Genomic DNA, 1,571 nt, shown 5'->3' on the forward strand with positions numbered 1-1,571 from the left:
AAAGATAAGAAAGTATAAAAATTTGGGTCTACCACAGTCATTTAAGCTGTGGTATTTTCATTTTATGGAGACCAATATATTGAGAAGAATATTTTTTGATAAACACCAACATTGGGAAGCTTTCAAAAGAAAACACGGTGCTAAAATCCGCCCTATCGTAATTAAGGAGGTTGAGAAATTTCGAGATTGTGGGGATATCAAAAATGGATTTAAGTTATTTGTGTGTGAAGGTTGTCATGATGTGCGAAAGGTTCCTTACCGATGTAAAGGTCGATTTTGTACCACGTGCTCTGTTGGAGAAAGTGAAGAATGGAGTAGGTTACTTACTGAAGATGTTCTTCAGGTTAATCATCGGCACGTAATTTTTACGATTGATGAAGGACTAAGAGATGTATTTCTCCTTCACCGACATCTATTAAAAGATTTAATGGATGCTTCTGCAAGACTACTTACTGACTTCTTCAAAAAGAAAGCAAAGGTAACACCTGGGATTATTGCTGGACTCCACACTTTTGGTTCAAGGGTCAACTTCAATCCTCACGTACATATGTTAGTTACAATGGGTGGATTAACAGAAAAAGGAGAATGGAAGCAGTATGATTTCTTGCCATTTACGATGCTTCGTAAACAATGGCAAACGGTCGTATTAAAATTAATTAGAAACGGAGTTTCACCAAGAGAAAAGAAAAGAATCCAACCAAGACTTCAAAAGGCGTTCACCAATAATGGCGAAGGCTTCTATGTGTATGCACCTAAACAGAGGGGAAAAATAAAAGAACAACTTCGTTATATTGGCCGTTATATTCGTCGACCAGCGATTGGAATCAATCGGATTGAGGCATATGATGGGCAATTCGTTACGTTCAAATATAAGGATAAAACTGACGGAAAAGACAAATCCGAAACCGTAAGTGTCGAAGAATTTATTTCACGTTTAATTCGCCATATCCCAGACGAGCAATTTAAAACTATTCGGCATTACGGTATGTATTCTAGAAGATCAAAAAACTTGTGTAAAAAAGTGTTGAGTACTTGGCAACAAAAAGCAAGACGTTGGGTTGTAAAAGTTAAGAAAACCTTACGTCGCCAGACGTGGCGTGAAAGAATAGTAGCCAGTGGCAAGAAAGACCCTCTCGTTTGTCAGAGGTGTGAATGTTACTATGAATACAAGGGAGAAGTCTGCCTTGAAAATGGTAAATTAGAAATAAAGGTAGCCTTATGCAAAACTACAAGAGCTTATTTAGAAAGGATGATTAACGATCTCACCGGTATCAAAAACCCGCAAAAAGGGAAAGAAAAAGAAGAAAAACATAAGCCTAAACCAGTCCAAGCAACAGAGCGTCAACTATGTTTGTTTGGCGTGTCATGAGAAAGAAGAGATTCCTATTAACGTGGTAAGGGATTTCGATTTAATGGATGATGGAGATCCGACAACTCCTCCTATGTTTGCATGTGAAAAATGTGGGGGTGAAATGTATCCTGAGTATTATAAAGGGGTACATGGCATAGAGTACAAATTATCGGATATTCTCTAACCATGAAAAGGACCGGGCTATGCCCGGTTTTTCTTA

The 1,571-nt window shown here is 37.9% G+C and carries 1 protein-coding gene; it reads left to right on the top strand.

Going from position 1 to position 1,571, the window contains the following annotated elements:
- Positions 1 to 64 precede the first annotated feature (64 nt).
- Positions 65 to 1,369, top strand: coding sequence for an IS91 family transposase (locus tag ACFFHF_RS11910; protein ID WP_083967595.1), 1,305 nt, complete (start codon positions 65 to 67; stop codon positions 1,367 to 1,369).
- The last annotated feature ends 202 nt before the right edge of the window (positions 1,370 to 1,571 follow it).

The organism is Robertmurraya beringensis, assembly GCF_042433785.1.
Classification (GTDB): Bacteria; Bacillota; Bacilli; order Bacillales; family Cytobacillaceae; genus Robertmurraya_A; species Robertmurraya_A beringensis.